16 protein-coding genes and 1 pseudogene are annotated in these 16,781 nt (G+C 31.6%); 14 read left to right on the top strand and 3 right to left on the bottom strand.

Annotation, left to right across the window (positions count from 1 at the left end):
* From CD032_RS04420 to CD032_RS04390, 7 genes are all read left to right on the top strand, one after another.
* Entirely contained in the window at positions 1-963 is a 963-nt protein-coding gene (locus CD032_RS04420) for an accessory Sec system protein Asp2 (protein WP_071560114.1), read from the top strand.
* 191 nt (positions 964-1,154) lie between these two features.
* A complete protein-coding gene (locus CD032_RS04415; protein WP_019468554.1) occupies positions 1,155-1,850 on the top strand; it encodes a CoA transferase subunit A in 696 nt (231 codons plus the stop codon).
* 1 nt (position 1,851) lies between these two features.
* Positions 1,852-2,502, top strand: a complete 651-nt coding sequence (locus CD032_RS04410) for a 3-oxoacid CoA-transferase subunit B (protein ID WP_019468553.1) — start codon at positions 1,852-1,854, stop codon at positions 2,500-2,502.
* Positions 2,503-2,648: 146 nt separating this feature from the next.
* Complete coding sequence (locus CD032_RS04405; RefSeq protein WP_019468552.1) at positions 2,649-3,059, top strand: hypothetical protein; 411 nt, start codon at positions 2,649-2,651, stop codon at positions 3,057-3,059.
* 9 nt (positions 3,060-3,068) lie between these two features.
* Entirely contained in the window at positions 3,069-4,034 is a 966-nt protein-coding gene (locus CD032_RS04400) for an ornithine cyclodeaminase family protein (protein ID WP_103211217.1), read from the top strand.
* A gap of 471 nt (positions 4,035-4,505) precedes the next feature.
* On the top strand, positions 4,506-5,447 hold the full coding sequence (locus CD032_RS04395; RefSeq protein WP_103211216.1) for an NAD-dependent epimerase/dehydratase family protein: 942 nt from the start codon (positions 4,506-4,508) through the stop codon (positions 5,445-5,447).
* An 11-nt stretch (positions 5,448-5,458) separates the two neighbouring features.
* On the top strand, positions 5,459-7,951 hold the full coding sequence (locus CD032_RS04390; RefSeq protein ID WP_103211215.1) for a glycosyltransferase: 2,493 nt from the start codon (positions 5,459-5,461) through the stop codon (positions 7,949-7,951).
* A 154-nt stretch (positions 7,952-8,105) separates the two neighbouring features.
* Here the strand turns inward: CD032_RS04390 and CD032_RS04385 are convergent, their stop codons facing one another.
* On the bottom strand, positions 8,106-9,173 hold the full coding sequence (locus CD032_RS04385; protein WP_019467874.1) for an acyltransferase family protein: 1,068 nt from the start codon (positions 9,171-9,173) through the stop codon (positions 8,106-8,108).
* A gap of 202 nt (positions 9,174-9,375) precedes the next feature.
* Between CD032_RS04385 and CD032_RS04380 the strand changes: the two genes are divergently transcribed.
* Positions 9,376-10,215, top strand: coding sequence for a sialate O-acetylesterase (locus CD032_RS04380; RefSeq protein ID WP_064264417.1), 840 nt, complete (start codon positions 9,376-9,378; stop codon positions 10,213-10,215).
* A gap of 133 nt (positions 10,216-10,348) precedes the next feature.
* On the opposite strand, the gene CD032_RS04375 is transcribed toward CD032_RS04380, so the two are convergent.
* The gene (locus CD032_RS04375) at positions 10,349-10,654 is read right to left on the bottom strand and encodes a monooxygenase (RefSeq protein WP_103211214.1); all 306 of its coding nucleotides are present in this window, start codon (positions 10,652-10,654) and stop codon (positions 10,349-10,351) included.
* A 270-nt stretch (positions 10,655-10,924) separates the two neighbouring features.
* Between CD032_RS04375 and isaB the strand changes: the two genes are divergently transcribed.
* The 3 genes and pseudogenes from isaB to cidR all read left to right on the top strand — a co-directional run bounded on the left by isaB (position 10,925) and on the right by cidR (position 13,651).
* Positions 10,925-11,512, top strand: coding sequence for an immunodominant staphylococcal antigen IsaB family protein (isaB, locus tag CD032_RS04370; protein WP_064264419.1), 588 nt, complete (start codon positions 10,925-10,927; stop codon positions 11,510-11,512).
* A 371-nt stretch (positions 11,513-11,883) separates the two neighbouring features.
* Positions 11,884-12,733 (top strand): annotated as a pseudogene (gene bla / locus CD032_RS04365) (class A beta-lactamase).
* A 42-nt stretch (positions 12,734-12,775) separates the two neighbouring features.
* Positions 12,776-13,651 carry a cidABC operon transcriptional activator CidR gene (gene cidR, locus CD032_RS04360; protein ID WP_019467878.1) on the top strand — a complete coding sequence of 292 codons (876 nt, stop codon included), beginning with the start codon at positions 12,776-12,778 and terminating at the stop codon, positions 13,649-13,651.
* A gap of 444 nt (positions 13,652-14,095) precedes the next feature.
* On the opposite strand, the gene CD032_RS04355 is transcribed toward cidR, so the two are convergent.
* Positions 14,096-15,040, bottom strand: a complete 945-nt coding sequence (locus CD032_RS04355; protein ID WP_103211213.1) for a LacI family DNA-binding transcriptional regulator — start codon at positions 15,038-15,040, stop codon at positions 14,096-14,098.
* Positions 15,041-15,186: 146 nt separating this feature from the next.
* Here CD032_RS04355 and CD032_RS13295 point away from each other — a divergent pair, with 146 nt between their 5' ends.
* Genes CD032_RS13295 through CD032_RS04345 form a run of 3 tightly spaced genes read left to right on the top strand, consistent with a single transcriptional unit; the run spans position 15,187 to position 16,779 of the window.
* Entirely contained in the window at positions 15,187-15,357 is a 171-nt protein-coding gene (locus CD032_RS13295; protein ID WP_231099000.1) for a hypothetical protein, read from the top strand.
* Positions 15,323-15,805 carry a beta/alpha barrel domain-containing protein gene (locus tag CD032_RS04350; protein ID WP_231099001.1) on the top strand — a complete coding sequence of 161 codons (483 nt, stop codon included), beginning with the start codon at positions 15,323-15,325 and terminating at the stop codon, positions 15,803-15,805. The genes CD032_RS13295 and CD032_RS04350 overlap by 35 nt, the downstream gene beginning before the upstream one ends.
* 2 nt (positions 15,806-15,807) lie before the next feature.
* Complete coding sequence (locus CD032_RS04345) at positions 15,808-16,779, top strand: sugar kinase (RefSeq protein WP_103211212.1); 972 nt, start codon at positions 15,808-15,810, stop codon at positions 16,777-16,779.
* The last annotated feature ends 2 nt before the right edge of the window (positions 16,780-16,781 follow it).

Genomic DNA, 16,781 nt, shown 5'->3' with positions numbered 1-16,781 from the left:
ATGAGTAATGGTTATATATACAAATTAAATGAAAAAATAATCTTTAATGGAGAGAAAAGAATATTAATTGATACAGAAAGTAAATTTAATTATATAGAAATGGCAAGAAAAAATAATGAAATACATGCAAAGTACAAGGAATTATTAAAAAACGATTATATTTTATATTTTCATCAAGGTACAATATCAAAATTTTATAAAAGATCACATGCTGAGGAATTATTTCAGAGAAAAGATTTAATAAAATTCAATGAAATTTTTTATACTTTAGATAAACCTATAGATAGAAAAGTAAATAATGAAGTTCCTAAAAAACTTTTAGTAATATTTACTTGTATGCCAAATTTAAGTGATTATGATAGTTCGTTAATGCCTAAGAGAATGTTCCCAAAGTTTTTTAATGGAATAGAAAGAAATCTGGTTAAAAATGTATATACAATGAGAATAATGGATCTAAATGTGTCACATGGATCACACTATATCAGTACATCTAACTATCCTGATTATGAAAAAGATATCCAACTTTCAATTTTAAATTTAATTAAAAAATTGGATATAAAAAAAGAAAATGTTGTTCTTTATGGAGGATCTAAAGGTGGAACAGGTGCACTTTATCATGGAGCAGCGCTTGATTTGAAAACTTTAGCTGTTGATCCAATAGTAAATATTGGTGGGGCACTAGAACAAAATGATAGAAGGTTTATGAAAGGTTTAAGACAGGAAGATTTAGTACCGGTAATTAATACAAATTTAAAAGATAGTAATCATTTTGAAAAACACATTATTTGTTGTGAAAATGTAAAATTATATTATGATCAAACAAATAGAATAGAAGAAAATCTAATAAATAAAATACGTATGAAAGACAATATGATTGTAAATCATCCTGATGTTTCTAGAAATAGTGTTCCTGAACAGTTGATGTTACTAAATAAAATGTTACTAAATAAAAAATTCGATTAACTAAAAAAGCAAGTTTCATATTTGAAACTTGCTTTTTTATAATTTTAATGAAATTAATTTTAAAAGTAAGATAAGACTTTATAGTTATTCATGAAAACGCCAACATGAAATAAAAGACTTCGCAAAAAATTTCAAGTATAATTGTTTTTGATACTAGGTATTAATTTTATAAAAAGAAATGAGGTTATAACATGTCAAAGGTCATTCAAGATATACATACAGCGTTTGAGCATTTAGATGATGGCATGACAGTGCTCGCCGGTGGTTTTGGACTATGCGGGATACCAGAGCATGCCATTGAAGCAATTCGTACAAAAGGTACAAAAGGATTAACCGTAGTGAGTAATAACTGTGGTGTAGATGATTTTGGATTGGGTCGCTTACTTGAGAAAAAACAAATAGATAAAATGGTCAGCTCGTATGTAGGTGAAAATAAAATATTTGAGCAACAACTGATTAATGGTGAGTTAGATGTAACACTAACACCTCAAGGTACTTTGGCTGAAAAACTACGTGCAGGAGGTGCGGGTATTCCAGCATTTTACACAAAAACAGGTGTGGGTACTTTAATCGCTGAAGGTAAAGAAGCACGTGAATTTGACGGTGAAACGTACATTATGGAACGTGCCATTACAGGTGATTTTGGTATTGTGAAAGCTCAAAAAGCGGATACATTTGGTAATTTAGTATTTGAAAAAACAGCGCGTAATTTTAACCCTTTATGTGCTATGGCTGCTAAGACTACTGTCGTTGAAGTAGAAGAAATTGTTGAATTAGGTGAAATTGATCCAGATGATGTACACCTATCAGGTGTATATGTGGATTATATCTATCTAGGCAAACATTTTGAAAAACGTATAGAAAAACGTACAGTGAAGGAGGCATAACATGGATAAAAAAACACAGCGTAAGAAGATTATTCAACGTGCAGCACAAGAAATTCAAAGTGATATGGTGATTAATTTAGGTATTGGTATGCCAACGCTCGTAGCAAATGAGCTCAATGATCATGTGGAAAATGTCTTTTTCCAATCTGAAAATGGTTTGCTTGGTATTGGTCCATATCCTACTGAAGATGAGGTCGATCCTGACTTAATTAATGCAGGTAAAGAAACAGTTACTGCTGCTAAAGGCGCATCCTATTTTGACAACGCAGAGTCATTTGCCATGATACGCGGGGGACACATTGATTTAGCAATTCTTGGAGGCATGGAAGTTTCGGAAACAGGAGATTTAGCAAATTATATGATACCAGGCAAGCTTGTAAAAGGTATGGGCGGCGCTATGGATTTAGTGGTTGGTGCTCAGAAAGTTGTCGTTATCATGGATCATATGAATAAGCACGGTGAATCTAAAATAAAAGCAAAATGTGATTTGCCATTAACTGGCGCAGGTGTTGTTAACACGTTAATCACAGATTTAGCTGTTTTTAAATTTGAAGATAAAGTTATGAAATTGGTTGAACTTCAAGAAGGTGCCACACTTGAGCAAGTACAAAAGTATACAGCTGCTTATTTTGAAAATTGTTTGAATCATTAGGTGTTTTTCGAGATGTCATATGATGTATTCTTTGGTAGGCCATTTGTTGTTTTTAAAAATTAATCTTTAACCAAACTTAAAATTCGGCTTAAGTATGTTATTGTAACAATATAGCTTGAATTGATTACAAAGGTGCGGGGATTGATATGAAGCAAAATGCAGAACTGAAAAGTTTTGTTATTGCTATTATATTTGCAGCGGCTGCAGATGTGGTTCCTGATGGAATATTTCATAAAATATTGTTGCTAATGGGTATTTTAGCATTTATTTATAGGTTGATTACACACTTAAAGTTTACGCTATATCATATTAAAATAGAAGATAATCAGCAACAAACATGGTTTAGTGTGAAAAAGGATCATTGGTTGTTGTTTATTAAAAATATAACGACCATAGCGCTATTATTAGCGATATATTGTGTGTCTGTGTATGTCGATAATCATATGGCTTGGATTATCATTCCTTTACTTGTCGTTGGATTTATAGGATTAATCCTATTTGAAATTAAAATGGAAAAGAAGAGTAACATTTTAGAGTCAGAAAATGTAGAAGAATAGAGGTGGCTTATGCAATTTATTGATGCACATGAACAAGCAGAATTATTAAACATGGAAGAAGTCGTTGAAGCGGTCGCAGAATCTTTACAGGCCTATTCTGAAGGGAAGACGGATACTCCTTTACGTTATGTACTTCCTTTTAATGAAGATAATCGTTATCTGGTTATGCCGGCCTTATCTGATGAATTGAAGGTTGTGGGTCTTAAAACAGTAACAGTTGCACCTAACAATACAAAGGTAGGTAAAAATACAATCGTCGGATCTGTTATATTATCAGATTATGAAACCGGTGAAACATTAGCTGTATTAGAAGGTTCATACTTAACCAAGATTCGTACAGGCGCAATTTCTGGTGTAGCTACAAAATACCTTGCTCGTGAAAATGCAGAAACATTATGTGTCATAGGTACAGGTGACCAAGCACAGGGATTAATTGAGGCTGTACTAGCTGTTAGAGATATCAAGCGTATTCAACTTTATAACAGAACATATCGTAAAGCTGTGACATTTGCAGAAACAGTACAACATCAATATCAATCCGTTGATGTGACAGTGATGGAAAATGTTGATGATGCTATATCTAATGCCGATGTTATTGTCACAGCAACCAATGCCACGCAACCCGTTTTTAATAAACCGTTGGATGCTGGGGTGCATGTGAATGCTGTGGGATCTTTTAAACCAGACATGCAAGAGTTACCTTCACACGCAATAGCCAATGCCGATAAAGTAGTTGTAGAAGCATCGGAAGCGGCATTAGAAGAAACAGGGGATTTAATTACCCCTATGGATGAAGGTTTATTTGAAGAAAAAGATTTATATGGAGAATTAGGTGAAATCGTCGGCTCTCATTTAGCTGGACGTGAAAGTGATGATGAAATTACCGTTTTTAAATCTGTGGGTGTAGCCATAGTAGATATTATTGTTGCTAATTATTTTTATCGAAAAGCACAGGAAAACAATGATGCACTTTAAGTTATATATAACCGAGATAGAGTAAAATTTTGATAGTTTATAGTAAAATTCTTAAGCGTTTCGCCATATCGCTTTATAGTATAATGTAGGTATTATTTTATTCTTTAAAGGAAATTTATGGTGGAACGCTTTTTATGATAGTATTCTAAGTTAATCTTTTTAAAAGCCGCTTACACCAATGGTAGAACATACTATAACTAACTTCATTTATTGGCGAACCAATAGAATTTTTGCAAAGTGCATGGTGTTATTATTCAATTATTATTAAGTTTTTACCTCAATTTCTTTTGATTTGTTCGTTAAAATTGTTAAACTTGTATTAATATATAGAAGATGTTAATACAAGTTTAACAATTTTATTTGTAATATTATTGCGTTTTTTATAATAAAAGTTAGTTGTATGAAGTAATATATATTATTAAAAGCATTGACGATAATATGTTATGACTTGAATATATAGGAGGAGAGAAAATGAAAGTACTAATTACAGGTGGTGCTGGATTTATTGGCTCACATTTAGCAGAACATTTTAATAAAGCTAATGAGGTGTTTATATTAGCCAATCTAAGCACAGGCCACCGTTCGAATGTTAAATTTATAGATGATGCGCATTTCATTGAAAATGATGTGGTTAATACATCTTTTGTGACATCATTAGTAGAGAAAGAACAATTTGATATTGTCATTCATTTAGCAGCAGTAGTTAGCGTTGTAGAAACAATAAATGATCCTATAAAGTCTCAATCTGTCAATATAAATGGCACATTGAATCTCTTAGAAGCCAATCGTCAATATAATCATAATTTGAAGAAGTTTATTTTTGCTTCATCTGCAGCTGTATATGGTAATACTGAAGGATTACCAAAACAAGTTGAAACATTTATCGATCCGGAATCCCCTTATGCTGTTGAAAAATATGCTGGGGAACAATATACAAAAATTTACAATACACTATATAATCTGCCAACAACTGCTTTAAGATTCTTTAATATTTATGGTCCGAGACAAGATCCTCATTCACCATACTCTGGTGTGTTATCCATTATAGATAAAAAATTTAAAAATAATGAGACATTCACATTTTTTGGGGATGGAGAACAAACAAGAGATTTTGTATACGTAAAAGATTTAGTGCGTGCGGTTTCGATCGTGCTAGATAATGAAGTAACGAATGGCCAAATATACAATTTAGCTACTGGTAAACAAATATCACTATTAGAAATTTTCGATAAATTCAAACTAGTTTATAATAAATCTATAGACTATCAGTTTGCTGAATCAAGAAGTGGGGATATCAAACATTCTTGTGCTGATATCAAAGGTTTGGAAGCGCTAGGATTTAAGCCCAAATATGATATTGTGTCAGGTTTAACAGAATATATTAAATACTCGAATATAGATAAGATAAACTAAGAGGTGGAAGAATGATTGGTAAAACGAAAAGAAAATTAAAATTCATTTCTGAACCATTGAAATTACAACTAAGAAGTAAGTACACAAAAAATATTATGCATTACGCAAATCTTTATAAAACGATTGAAGTAGATAACAAACATATTTTGTATCAAGTTAGAGACGGACAAAGCATGACAGATAGTCCTTATGCGATATTTAAATATTTAATGAACCATCCTGATTATCAAAAATATATACATATTTGGGTCGTGGCATCTCAAAAAATGCAAAAAGCATTTTCTAAAAAATATAGTAAATATAAAAATGTAAAATTTATTGTAAAAGAAAGTGAAGACTATTTACATTATTTAACAAAGTGTAAATATCTTATTAACAATGCGACATTTCCAACGTATTTTACGAAAAAGCCGAATCAGATATATGTAAACACATGGCATGGTACGCCATTAAAGGCAATGGGTTTAGATATAAATCATAATTTATTAGAATCACAAAATACAATTCGCAATTTTTTAAGTTCTGATTATATTATTTCACCTAACCAACATACGACAGATATTTTTAAAAAAGCATTTAAATTAGATGGTTTAAACGATGAAGCAATTTTAGAAATTGGTTATCCTAGAATAGATGCTACGTTAAATGCGCAGTCAAAAGAAGTGATACAAAAATTAAAAAAACAGGGCATTAAATTAACAGATGCACCTATTTTACTCTTTTCACCCACGTGGCGTGGCCAAACGGTGAGTTCACCAGAAGATAATATTGAAGAAATTGAAACGCTGATTGAATCATTAAATAAACAAACGCGTTACCAAGTATTATTAAAAGTGCATCCGTTTATTTATAAAAAAGCAGTAGGTAATAAAAAATTAAAGAAATACTTAGTAGAGGATACGTTTGATACAAATGAATTACTCAGTATTGTTGATTTGCTCGTAACTGATTATTCAAGTATCTTTTTTGATTATTTAGTTACAGATAAACCTATTATTTTTTATACACCTGATTATAAAGCCTATGAAGAAGACAGAGGATTTTATCTTTCTGTAGATAGTCTCCCAGGACCAAGTGTACACTCAATTGAAGCACTGGTAGCTACTGTCAAAGAATCACAAAATATGTTAGCGCAATATCAGTGGAACTATCAAAAGTATAAACAAAAATTTGTGAATTATGATGATGGTCAAGTCACGGAAAGAGTCGTCAACCAAGTGTTTCATCAGAATGCACCTAAAAATGGTGATCAAAATAATAGAAAAGAACGTATTTTAATATATCCAGGTGGTATGAAACCAAATGGCATAACAACATCGCTTCTAAATTTATTAGAAAATGTTGATTATGATAGATATGATATTACAATTTACCTTGGATTTAATAGAAATAAAGACGTCATAGATAACCTATATAGCTTAAACGACAATGTGAGAGTTATTTTGAGAAAAGGTCCATTGTTAGCAAATACTTCAGAATACTATCGTAATCTATTGGTTCGCAATAGAGGCATCAAATCGAAAATTGAAGAAAAAATTTATCCTGAAGCAATGTATCAACGCGAATTTAGAAAAGTGTTTGGTAATTCAGAGTTTGATGTAGTTATGGATTTTAGTGGTTATGCGATGTTTTGGTCTGAAATCTTGTTAGCTAGTAATGCTAAAAGAAAATTAATCTATTTACACAGTGATATGAAAATGGATATGGAGCGTAAAGTGAACGGTGTGAGACCACATTATGCCAATTTAAAAGGTGTAATGTCCTTGTATCCTTATTATGATAAGCTCGTAAGTGTTTCTGAAGTGACCAAGCAAGAAAATGTTAAAAAAATAGCAAATAGAAAAACAAAAGATAAATTTAAATCATCGATGAATACAATTAATTTAGATAGAATTTATAATTTGGTGGATGAAGATAATGATATCTTTATGAAAAATGGTGAGCGTGTCATCGTTAGAGAACAGGATAAGCAAATTACAAGCGTGCCATTCCATAAAGCTGATTTTAAAGTGATGACTATGGGAAGATTATCACCTGAGAAAGGGTTTGATAATTTAATTCAAGCGTTTAGCGGTGTCGTGGAAGCAAATCCTAACGCGAAATTATATATTTTAGGTGATGGTCCACTCAAAAACCAATTAAGTAAGTTAATCGACTCATTAGATTTATCAGAACATGTATTTTTAATGGGACAAAAAAGAAATCCATTTAATATTATGAGAGACTGTGATTTATTTGTTTTACCATCTTATTACGAAGGGCAATCAATGGTCTTATTAGAAGCGTTGACCGTAGGCATAGATATTTTGGCCTCAGATATACCAGCCAATCAATATGTCCTTGACTATGGTAAATACGGTATGTTGAGTTTTAACGATGCTGAATCATTACAAACAAGCATACAACAGTTTATTAATAAGGAAACACCTGCTTATGCTAAATTTGATCCAGAGTTATATAATAAAGAAGCAATTGAACAATTTTATCATTTATTAGATGATTAAAATATCAAATAACTAAGGATGAGCAATAATGCTCAAGCCCAAAATAAAGGACGCATCCATATGAAGTGGATGCGTCCTTTTTATATTTAAAATCTTTCGGTTTTACTGTGCTTGTTTATTTGAAATGCTATGTTTATATAGCAACTTTTGCACATTAACTATGATGTTTATAGTTATTAATGACCATAGGATGTAGCGTATTTCTTCCTACTATAATTCTCACATATGGAATAAAAGATAGTATTATTGCTAACCCAATACAAAATCCAAGGGTGAAAATAGTACTTAGGATTAAAAATAGTGTTGGGAACGTAACAAATGATGCCAACGATCTAGAAATAAAGTCTACAATAATCTGATGTGCTAAATAAATGAAAAATGATATTTCACTAATTAAAAACACAAACACTAAGTTAAATCGAGTTAAAAATTTCGATATATAGACGATAAATACAAAACTGATTGCAGAAAATAAGACTAAGTCAAATCGATTAGATTCATTCAAATGTACATCTAAATAAGAAAAGTTAAATGCCATATAGCATAAAGCCAATAGCCATATCAATAAAAGCCAAACTAAATGATTTTTTAAAAATTGAATAACAGTGTCATAATATTTACCAAAATAGAAACCGACAACAAAGTAAAATAACCAATATAAAATGATCGTTCTACTAAATAAAGGATAAAAATCCCAGAATGCAAGATAATCATTACTGTAATACATTAAATAAGAATGTCCAAAACTAATGATAAAAGTAATGACAAGTACAACTATAGGATTGGCCTTACTCAATAATTTATAAAATAAGCGATGTAATATGTAAAACTGAAAAATAACGAGTACAAACCAACCGAAAAAATTACCTTCTAAGACGATATTTAAAAAGATTTCCCAAAATGATTTATCTGAATTATCACCAAGAAATAGCCTGAAAGTGATAAATAAGCCAAATAAAGCATAAGGAATTAAAATAAATTTCATGCGTTTCAGTAAAAAGTTTTGTGGAATTTTATTTGAATACCGCATGCCTAATAAAGTTTCCGACAAAATAATAAAACACGGTGTTGCAAATAATAAAATAACTTGTAAAAAACTAAAAAGTGATTTTTCAAATTGTGAAATATGATAATCGTTTACTAAACCGGTTAAACAATGGACGATGACTATTGCGATACAAAATATCGCCCTAGCATAGGTGAGCTCCATTTTCCTTTCCAAAATAAAAACTCCTCTCAAAATCCATTCCATAATATGATAATTAGTATTAAAAGTAAAGTTTATATGAATTTATTTTTATAATCATTTTATATAAAGCGTGGCAATTCATAATATGGTAATTGAGTAAGATTAATAAAGAATGATATGATTACATATATTTAAAATAATCATTAAAAACCTTATTAGTGAAAGGAATCGGTTTATGAAATCAATCTTACTTATTGGTCAATCAAATATGGCAGGACGAGGGTTTTTAGATAGTGTTAAGCCAATCATTGATGAACGTATTTTTATGCTTAGAAATGGGAGATGGCAAATGATGGAAGAACCGATACATAGTGATCGTTCTGTAGCAGGTATTGGACCAGCTGCGTCATTTGCAAAGCAATGGCTAGATGATCATCCAGATGAAACAATTGGGTTAATTCCGTGTGCTGATGGGGGGACTCCCATTGAAGAATGGTCGGATAAAAGCATGTTGACACGGCATGCCTTAAGTGAAACTAGATTTGCCATGGAAACTTCTGAATTGATAGGTGTTTTATGGCATCAAGGTGAAAGTGATAGTCAAAATAATAAATATCAAACATATGAAGCAAAATTATCACATCTAATTCAATTTTTTAGGACAGAACTGGAATTGCCTAAACTTCCCTTTATTATTGGATTATTAGGAACGTTTTTAGGAAAAGAAGGATTTGGTGCTAGTGCTACAGAGTATCAACAAATTAATAAAATAATAAAAAATGTAGCGCAGAAAGAGCATCATTGCTATTTTGTTACGGCAGAAGGCTTAACAGCAAATCCAGATGGTATTCATATAGATGGTTTTTCTCAACGGTTGTTTGGAATTAGATATTATGAAGCATTTTCAAGTGCAAAAAACGTCGTAAATCGTTTAGAGAATGAGAACGAATTTGAAAAAAATTTATATAAAAGTGAATTCACAAAAAATGAACAAATATATATGCTTGTTGCTAGGTTATCTAAAAATAAAATAACGTATCAAGATTTTATCACTGAAATGTCTCAACTGAACTAGTAATCACCTGAGAAGTCATCAATTTTAAAACGTATTCATTTTATCCGTTTAACAAATACTTAAAAAAGCCTTTCAAAACGCACTTCTTTTGTGTGCATTGAAAGGCTAGTTGTATTTTATAGCTCAAATTCGGTTATGCTATGCGTCCATGTGTAATTTTAGTAAGTGTGTCATTCGTAGCGAATATTTTAGCATTTACATTGGGGATGCCCATGGATTTAAGTCGTTCACTATGCATATTTAAATAATTTTCAGCATTTTCGTAGCTATCAAATGCATAAATGCCACCCGCTTCTTTTTCATCAGCATTTTCTGTCCATATTTTCCATAAAAACCCTGGTTCCTCATTTATAGATTTCGCTAAATCAGCGAATTGTGTGGACATTTTCTGGCCAAAAGGGCCATCGATAGGAAAATCAACTTGTAAAATATATATCATGATAAACCATCCTTTTTAAATTATTTATTATACTTACTATATCAATTTAAGCTAAACCGCATAAACTTTTGGCTCAATACGTTTTCTGATAGGTATGATCACAACTTTTTAAATGAATTATTAGTATATCAATAAAGCATTTTCATATATAATATCCGTTATTATGTAAAGAAAGTGTAAATTTACTTGAAAATAAAATAGAGAGGTGTATGATGAAAGTGAATAATTACACTTTGCATATAGCAGACTACAAATAAGGAGTGATTTATTATGCGTAAAGTCGGAAAGTTAATTTCAGCAACTGTCGTCGTATCTACACTGGTCGTTGGTTCTTCAGCAGCATATATCTCAACGAGTAGTCCAACAGCACAAGCAGCAGAGCAAGTCCAAAAATGGGGACACGGTGAAGGTGGTGCAAGCGGTGCAAACAGTGAAAATGGTGTTCGTTCACAAGCACAAACAACACCTTGGTATAATTATGAAGGTTATACAACATATGACCCATCCTTTACACAAGATTATAACTTCGTACGCGCTTTGAAATATGATAATGTCACAATCGATGGTTATAAAGTTGACACTGATGCCAAAAAAGAATTTGATCATTCTAAGAAAGTTTATGATACAAGCGTACAATTTAACAGTGACAATGAAGTAGTGCAACTCACTTTCTTCACGAAACCTGATTCAGTATCCAAGTCAACGTTTAAAAAGGCGCATACTTCAAATGAAATCATAGAAGATGGAAAATTAGGCAATAACGATGGCACTTATGTGAAATACGCGACAAATAATGGCTTTTATACTGCATTCTTTGATCAAAATGATAATTTGATGGAAATAACAATTGGTCAGTAATTAGAATAATGTTTATAAAAATAGGATATAACTAAGAGAGAATTTGAATTGATATGTTTTTGATTGTAGTAACATTCAATTACAACGAAAGTATACTCTAGGCTGGGGCATATTAAATGTCCTAGCTTATTTTGTTGTATAGTCATTAAAAGTAGTTTTTATTTAATAAAAGTATCAGTATTTTTGATGATTACATGTTTAATTGCAGTATTTTATTATAATTAATGTTACTGAAGATATAACGTCATTTTGAATTATATCTAAACTTAATACCTATGCTTAATAAAGATAATTGTGTTTTGTTATATTTATGATTATAGTTAAATGTAAGTATAGCGCGTTTGGTTCACATTATGAATAGGGGGAAAAATATGAAAAAATTATATTTCAGTGTTTTGGTTAGTCTTATTTTGTTAGCAGTCACGGGGAACGTCGCTGCGGCAAAAAGTTTTGATCAAATTGAACAAGATAATGATACAATTGTAGGGGGTCTATGGCATCAATACAGCTAATGGCAAAGTGATACAGCACAGATCAGATGAACGATTTGCATTTGCATCTACATATAAAGCAATTTCAAGTGGTATATTATTACAAAATACGTCAACATCAGAACTAAATAAAAAAATAACGATATCAAAAGATGACATTGTCGCTTATTCACCTGCTACTGAAAAATATGTTGGCAAGCAAATGACCTTAAGAGCGCTAATTAAAGCTTCTATACTACAAAGTGATAATACTGCCAATAATAAAATTATCGAAGAAATAGGTGGTATTAAAGGATTTCAACAAGCACTAAAACAACGCGGAGACAATATCTCAAACCCGCAAAGACTTGAACCAGACTTAAATTTATATGATCCGCAAAGTACGGCCGATACAACCACACCTAAAAGGGCTGCAACAACGTTGAACCATCTTTTAGCGAGTGAGAATATGAGTAGATCCAACCTTGAGCTACTAAAACATACAATGATTCATAATGAAACTGGAGATACATTAATTAAAGCAGGTGCGTCAAAAGATGATGTTGTAGGTGATAAGAGTGGTCAGGGATTAACATATGCTAGTCGAAATGATTTAGCTTTTGTTTATCCAGAAAACCAAAGTAAGCCAATTATTCTTGCTATTTACACGAAAAAAACAGATAAAGATGCAAAACCAGATGATAAAGTGATTCAAACAGCAGCGGAAACAGCTATTAAGTCATTGAAATAGATTCAGTCAAATGAAATATAGATTGGTACAGAGGGGTTTAACATGGAAATAAAGCAAATGAAATATTTTGTAGAAGTCGTAAAAAATGGTGGGATGACACAAGCATCCGAGCATTTATATATTGCGCAATCTACAATAAGTAAAAATATTAAAAGTATTGAAGACGAATTTAATATTACTTTATTTGATAGACGGAAAAAGCATATTATTTTAACAGATATCGGTCAGATTTTTTATGATAAATGTGTGGAAGCATTAGCGGTGCTAGATGATTTATCATTAGAAATGGGAGATGTCACAAATTTAGAAAAAGGTCATATTAGAGTAGGTATATCTGCGATTATGAATGTGAGACTTTTTACAGAAAGTTTAAATCATTTTCATAGTAAATATCCAAAAGTGACTTACGAAGTGATTGAAGGTGGCGGAAAAGCTGTAGAGTCTTATTTAAATAATGATGAAATTGACGTGGGTATTACTACGTTGCCTGTAGATAATGATATTTACCACGCCATTCCACTATATAATGAGAAATTATTGCTCGTCGTAAACAGAGATGGGATGCTTGCTAAACAAGCATCGGTCTATCTTGGCGATTTGAAAAATGAGCGCTTTATTATGTTTCATGATGATTATTATTTAAAAGATCAAATTATTGAAAGTTGTAGAAAAGTTGGCTTTCATCCAAAAACAGTTGCAAAAATGTCCCAAATTACATTTATTGAAAATATGATTCGAGATGGTATTGGTGTGAGTATATTACCAGAGAGTATCGTAGATATTTTAAATGATGACCTCGTCGGTATAGAAATTTCTGGTGCAGATGTATCGTGGAATTTGGGGGTTATTTGGAAAAAAGATAGTTATATGAATTATGTAACACACGAGTGGATTAAATTTTTAAAAGATACACGTTAATAGTGGTTAACAATGGGCTCATTTGTTATGAAATATGTATTCCATAACAGAATATTATATATTCCAACTATGTATTTTAATCATATTTCAGTGCGTAATATAATAGAGATATAGAGGTAGTAAGTACTGATTATTAATAGAAGAGTAATAGTTAAAACATTTATGATAATCCCTAGCGCCAAAATATTAACTATATATGCGTTTCATAATTTAAAGCTCATAACAAATTTATCTAGAATTTAACTAATATAATAACTCTCCCCATTCATTCACCAAAATAAGGATACCTTATTCTTATTCATTATTATATTATTGAGCAATGATATTAAAAAACTAAGCTTATCTTCTAAATCAGTACAGTTAATATAAACGAACCTCTTGTCAAACATCAAACAAACATATAAACATGCCCAAGCCTTAGAAATAGGTTTGGGCATGTTTATTTTAAATGTTTTTTTGAATTTTAGGATGAAGATGATATGCGGATTCGATAGCTTCATTTTTAATTACTTTATCTAAAGTAGCTACAATCGTTTGAGCAATTTCAGCGGTTGGCACGCCAATCGCGTTGACAGGGTAATCTAATTTTTTAATTTGTGGTATGTTGTCATATGAATATAAGATAGGGTGATCTTGTGGCCCAAGTGCATTAATGGTACCGACTGTAATATCATAGCTACCACAGATAACCCCTGGTGCAAGTGCATGTGCTTGTAAAAATTGTTTGACAGAAGATTCTGTTTCAATTGCATTCAAACTTGTAGAATCAATGATACGATAATCTATTTTGTGTTCGTTACAATATTGAGCAATCGCCTCTTTTTTAGCGATTTGTCGTGTATCGTTTGTATGTATATCACCAATATAATCAATATGGTCTATGCCCTGATCGACTAATGCTTTAATTGCCATAATCATCGCTTCTGAATGATTGACATTTATAATCGGATAAGGAATATCACGATTGACACCATAGGCAACGACAGGAACGTTATTATAAATTTCTGGAGATAAATTTGTTGCATCACCTTCATCAAAAATGACGATACCATCACAACCGAATTCAACAAATTTTTTTGAAGCGGCAGCGACATCGTCGATAGACACAAACATGACATAACCTAAATCTTTAATAGCATGATTGATTTCTGAAATAAGATGTGTCACAGCTACACGATCTACAGAAGGCCAGATTAATCCTATTGTGCCACTTTTCTTTGAGACGAGTGCTCTAGCGGAGTGATTAGGTATATAATTCATTTCTAGAGCTTTTTGTTGAATCATATTTTTTGTTTTTGGTTTTACGAGATGAGAATTTTTAAGTGCTTTACTAACTGTGGAATAGCTGACACCACAGGCTTCAGCAACATCTTTTAAAGTTACAGCCATAAAATTTCTCCTTGAAATTGATTGATTTAAATGCAAATTAATTATACCATAGAGATAAGCATTACAATATTTTTTTGTACAAAAATAACAACGTTGTTATTTTTAAAGGATATTGTAATTGATATCATATTTGAGGGGTTGAAGACATGGATTCAATGAATACAATGCAAGAGATTCAACAAGGTAAACACATTGCTGTCATGCGCACAGAAGATGCAAAATCATTTTTAGATATTGCGCACATACTATTATTGATAAAGGCCTTCAGACGATTGAGGAACTTTGACTACGCCGAACGCTATAGAAATTATAGCTGAACTATCAAAAAGGGAGGACGCATTGATTGGTGCAGGAACAGTATTAGATAGCATTTCTGCACGTACTGCCATTTTAAATGGCGCAAAATTCATCGTTAGCCCATCCTTTGATAAAGAAACAGCAAAAATTGCTAACTTATATGATGTGCCCTATATTCCAGGCTGTATGACAGTTAAAGAAATGGTTGAGTCATTACGTTATGGTTGCAAAGTCCTTAAATTATTCCCAGCGACACAATTCACACCTAAATCAATTAAAGATTTCAAAGGACCATTACCACAAATTGAAATTGTGCCTACGGGTGGTGTTGGTAAAGCAAACCATAAAGAATGGTTAGATGCAGGAAGTTTTGCAGTTGGCATTGGAAGCGAAATCACAAAAATTTATCAACAAGAAGGAAAAGATGCTTTAGAAAGATATATTTCAGAAATAAAAAGCGAGGTATAACAATGACGGTCTATGGTTTTGGTGAAGTATTATTACGTTACACACCACCAAATTACGAACAGTTGAAAGATGCCAATATGTTTAAAGTTAATGTTGGTGGTGCAGAATTAAACGCACTTGTGACACTAGCACAATTTGGACATGAGACTGAAATGTTGACGGTATTACCTAACCACGCGCTTGGTCATTTAGCATTGCAAAAAATGTTTCAAACACGTGTAGGTACTGCTTCAGTGAAATATAATAGCGGCAGAATTGGCACTTATTATATGGAAGAAAGTTTCGGATTTCGTAGTGGCAAAGTCATTTATGATCGCGAACATTCAACGTTTGCTAATCACGGTGAAGATGTAATGGAAGGAATCAATGCTCAAAGTGGTGATTTCTTTGTATTTACAGGTATTACGTTAGCTGTAAATAAAATGATTCGTCATCAAATTGTCGATGTACTAAAGAAACTAAAGCAACAAGGCGTTAAGATAGTGTTCGATATTAATTTTAGAAGTAATTTATGGTCAAAAGAAACAGCAGTACCAATAATCAAATCTATTTTACCATTTGTCGATGTGCTATTTTTTGGAAAAAAAGATGCTACACATTTACTTGAAACGAATGATTTAGAAGATGACATTCAGACATGTGCAAAAACAATTCAATCCGAATACGACATCGCATTGATGGCTTCTAGTAATAGAAATATAGAACAAAGTACATTACAAGGTATCATGCTAACAAAAGAAAAATATATTGAAGGCCAAGCATATACTTACACCGTTTTAAACAGAATTGGTGTCGGTGATGCCTTTATGGCAGGCGTATTACACGGACTGAATAAAGAATGGCAACCAGAAGATACAGTGGATTTTGCAACAAAATGTTCTGTTCTACAACATACAACAAATGAAGATGCACTAAGTGTACAAGAAAGTGATGTTTTGAATTTATCAACGCATTTTGGAGAACTGAAGCGATAAAA

Source organism: Staphylococcus cohnii subsp. cohnii, assembly GCF_002902365.1.
GTDB lineage: Bacteria > Bacillota > Bacilli > Staphylococcales > Staphylococcaceae > Staphylococcus > Staphylococcus cohnii.
This window is presented reverse-complemented; position numbering and strand designations above follow the sequence as displayed.

What these genes read in the sequence shown, in the direction of transcription:
- isaB (WP_064264419.1), top strand. Translation starts at nt 10,925, where the DNA reads ATGCGTAAAGTCGGAAAGTTAATTTCAGCAACTGTCGTCGTATCTACA.
- CD032_RS04405 (WP_019468552.1), top strand. Translation starts at nt 2,649, where the DNA reads ATGAAGCAAAATGCAGAACTGAAAAGTTTTGTTATTGCTATTATATTT.
- CD032_RS04410 (WP_019468553.1), top strand. Translation starts at nt 1,852, where the DNA reads ATGGATAAAAAAACACAGCGTAAGAAGATTATTCAACGTGCAGCACAA.
- CD032_RS04380 (WP_064264417.1), top strand. Translation starts at nt 9,376, where the DNA reads ATGAAATCAATCTTACTTATTGGTCAATCAAATATGGCAGGACGAGGG.
- CD032_RS04345 (WP_103211212.1), top strand. Translation starts at nt 15,808, where the DNA reads ATGACGGTCTATGGTTTTGGTGAAGTATTATTACGTTACACACCACCA.
- CD032_RS13295 (WP_231099000.1), top strand. Translation starts at nt 15,187, where the DNA reads ATGGATTCAATGAATACAATGCAAGAGATTCAACAAGGTAAACACATT.
- CD032_RS04375 (WP_103211214.1), bottom strand. Translation starts at nt 10,654, where the DNA reads ATGATATATATTTTACAAGTTGATTTTCCTATCGATGGCCCTTTTGGC.
- CD032_RS04355 (WP_103211213.1), bottom strand. Translation starts at nt 15,040, where the DNA reads ATGGCTGTAACTTTAAAAGATGTTGCTGAAGCCTGTGGTGTCAGCTAT.
- CD032_RS04420 (WP_071560114.1), top strand. Translation starts at nt 1, where the DNA reads ATGAGTAATGGTTATATATACAAATTAAATGAAAAAATAATCTTTAAT.
- CD032_RS04400 (WP_103211217.1), top strand. Translation starts at nt 3,069, where the DNA reads ATGCAATTTATTGATGCACATGAACAAGCAGAATTATTAAACATGGAA.
- cidR (WP_019467878.1), top strand. Translation starts at nt 12,776, where the DNA reads ATGGAAATAAAGCAAATGAAATATTTTGTAGAAGTCGTAAAAAATGGT.
- CD032_RS04390 (WP_103211215.1), top strand. Translation starts at nt 5,459, where the DNA reads ATGATTGGTAAAACGAAAAGAAAATTAAAATTCATTTCTGAACCATTG.
- CD032_RS04395 (WP_103211216.1), top strand. Translation starts at nt 4,506, where the DNA reads ATGAAAGTACTAATTACAGGTGGTGCTGGATTTATTGGCTCACATTTA.
- CD032_RS04415 (WP_019468554.1), top strand. Translation starts at nt 1,155, where the DNA reads ATGTCAAAGGTCATTCAAGATATACATACAGCGTTTGAGCATTTAGAT.